We start from the raw sequence: 2409 nt of genomic DNA on the forward strand, positions 1-2409 counted from the left end.
TCGTAGTCGTCACGGAGGTCCGTGTGTGCATCGAGGTGCAAGATGACGAAGTCGTCGCCATACGCATCATGCATCGCTTTGATGACCGGCCATGTGACGAGGTGTTCCCCACCCATACCGAGTGGGAACTTCCCTTCCTTGATGACGTCTTTCACGAACGACTCGATCATATCGAGCGACTTCTGCGCGTTCCCGAACGGAAGCGGGATGTCGCCAGCGTCATAGACGGCAGCTTCCGTCAAATCACCATCAAGGTACGGGCTATATTCTTCGAGTCCGATCGAGACTTCACGGATCCGGTTCGGACCGAAACGTGAGCCCGGGCGGAAACTGACCGTCCAGTCCATCGGCATGCCGTAAAGGACTGTCTTCGCGTCCGTCACTTCTGGAAGGCTCGCGATGAACACTTTGCCTGAATAGGCTTCATCGAACCGTTTAATCATTTCGTCAAGTCCTCCACGAATTTCGGAAGGACGAACGCCGCATTGTGAAGCTTCGGCGTGTAGTACTTCGTCTCGATGTCATGGAAACGCTCCGGCGCCACTGTTTCCGGGTCGTACTGCTTCGAACCGATCGTGAACGTCCACATGCCGCTCGGATACGTCGGTACGTTCGCCGTATAGAGCTTCGTGATCGGGAAGATCTCTTTCACGTCACGTTGAACGGTTTGGATGAGCTCTGGCGTGAACCATGGGTTGTCCGTCTGCGCGACGAAGATACCGTCGTCTTTGAGCGCTCTCGAGATGCCGGCGTAGAAGCCTTTCGTGAACAAGTTGGCGGCTGGGCCAACCGGTTCAGTCGAATCGACCATGATGACGTCGTACTCGTTCTCTGATTCGGCAATATGCATGAAACCGTCGCCGACGATGACTTCAACGCGCGGGTTGTCGAGTTCGCCTGCGATGTTTGGTAAGTATTTCTTCGAATATTCAATGACTTTCCCGTCGATGTCGACGAGAACTGCTTTTTCGACTGATGGGTGTTTCATAATTTCACGGATGACGCCGCCGTCTCCGCCGCCGACAACGAGCACATGCTTCGGATTCGGGTGCGTGAAGAGTGGGACGTGAGCCACCATCTCGTGATAGACGAATTCGTCCTTATCCGTCGTCATGACCATTCCGTCAAGCAACAACATTGTTCCGAACTCGTCCGTTTCGACCATTTCTAGTCGTTGAAACTCCGTTTGTTCGCTCTCATAAACGTGGTTTACACGGAACGTAATCCCGTAATCTTCTGTCTGGTGCTCCGTAAACCATAATTTTAATTTTTGGTCCATCGATAGAACCCCTTTCTGTTCAAAAAGTTGTTCGTATGCGAGTGGCGTTTTGAGGCGCTTCTTATTCATACGATAGGAAGTATACAAAAACTGTACCCATTTTGCACGATTTTTTATTTATTTACCTCGATGTGTGAGTTTTATGTGAGTTTTGTCCGATAAAGTAAAGAGAGAGTACTTCTATCATTTGAGAGGAGGGATCCCATGTGGTCTCCTTGTACCGCCTGCTCCACGACCATCCCATTTTTGAACGGGGCCTCGTCGTTGTCAATGACAAGCCTCATCCGTACGGATCATTCGACGAATTGACCGAGCACCTCGCCACTGTCGAGGAAGATGTGTACTGTGTCGATTTGGCGACAAAACGTCAGACCGCAATCATCTCGGCGCAGAATCTGCTCGAACAAATCGCCAACCGCGACACGATCGAATTGATTCAACACGGTGACTTCGAGAGCCACTTGCAACCGATTATCCATCTCGACACCGGAGAACGGTTCGGCTATGAGGCTCTTCTCAGAAGCCAGAACAACGTCTCACCGGGCGAACTGTTCCGGGCCGCGAACCGATTCGGGCTTCACTCGAAACTTGATCAACGGGCCCGCGCCGAAGCGATCAAAGCGACGTATCACGCCGTCGAGCCCCATGAGAAGACGTTCATCAACTTCTTGCCGTCGACAATCTATAATCCGGACTACTGCCTGCAACACACGTTCGAAATCATCGACCGGTATGGACTCAGTCCCGACCGTTTCATCTTTGAGGTCGTCGAGACAGAGAAAGTGCAAGACGTCGCCCATTTGCAGCACGTGTTCTCTACATACAAGAAGCGCGGCATGAAGGTCGCACTCGACGATGTCGGCGCCGGTTTCTCGACGCTCGATATGTTGAAACGGCTCGAGCCCGACTACGTCAAAATCGACCGGTCATATATCTCTTTCTGCGATCAAGACGCCGAGAAACGAGCGTTCTTGAAAAATGTGCGGCAATTGACCCGCTCGATGGGCATCACCATCCTCGCCGAAGGCATCGAACGCGCCGAAGAAGTTGACGTTTGTCGCGAGCTCGGATTCGACCTCGCCCAAGGCTTTTACTTCGGTAAACCGTCCCCTTATGCGCTTTGACGCAAT

Annotated in this window: 3 protein-coding genes; 1 reads left to right on the forward strand and 2 read right to left on the reverse strand. The window is 52.3% G+C overall.

Annotation, left to right across the window (positions count from 1 at the left end; translation table 11 throughout):
• Positions 1-443: agmatinase (gene speB / locus B9Z54_RS16375; protein WP_113929418.1), on the reverse strand; the 443-nt coding region annotated here is incomplete at its 3' end.
• Positions 440-1279: a polyamine aminopropyltransferase gene (gene speE, locus B9Z54_RS16380; RefSeq protein WP_113929417.1), complete on the reverse strand. Its 840-nt coding sequence runs from the start codon at positions 1277-1279 to the stop codon at positions 440-442. The genes speE and speB, both read right to left, overlap by 4 nt.
• 206 nt (positions 1280-1485) lie before the next feature.
• Here speE and B9Z54_RS16385 point away from each other — a divergent pair, with 206 nt between their 5' ends.
• Complete coding sequence (locus B9Z54_RS16385; RefSeq protein WP_240189972.1) at positions 1486-2403, forward strand: EAL domain-containing protein; 918 nt, start codon at positions 1486-1488, stop codon at positions 2401-2403.
• Positions 2404-2409: the final 6 nt, after the last annotated feature.

It is taken from the genome of Bacillus sp. P14.5 (assembly GCF_003316765.1).
Taxonomy (GTDB): Bacteria; Bacillota; Bacilli; order Bacillales; family Bacillaceae_B; genus Rossellomorea.

Coding starts and splice junctions, on each gene's coding strand:
- speE (WP_113929417.1), bottom strand. CDS start 1,279: ATGGACCAAAAATTAAAATTATGGTTTACGGAGCACCAGACAGAAGAT.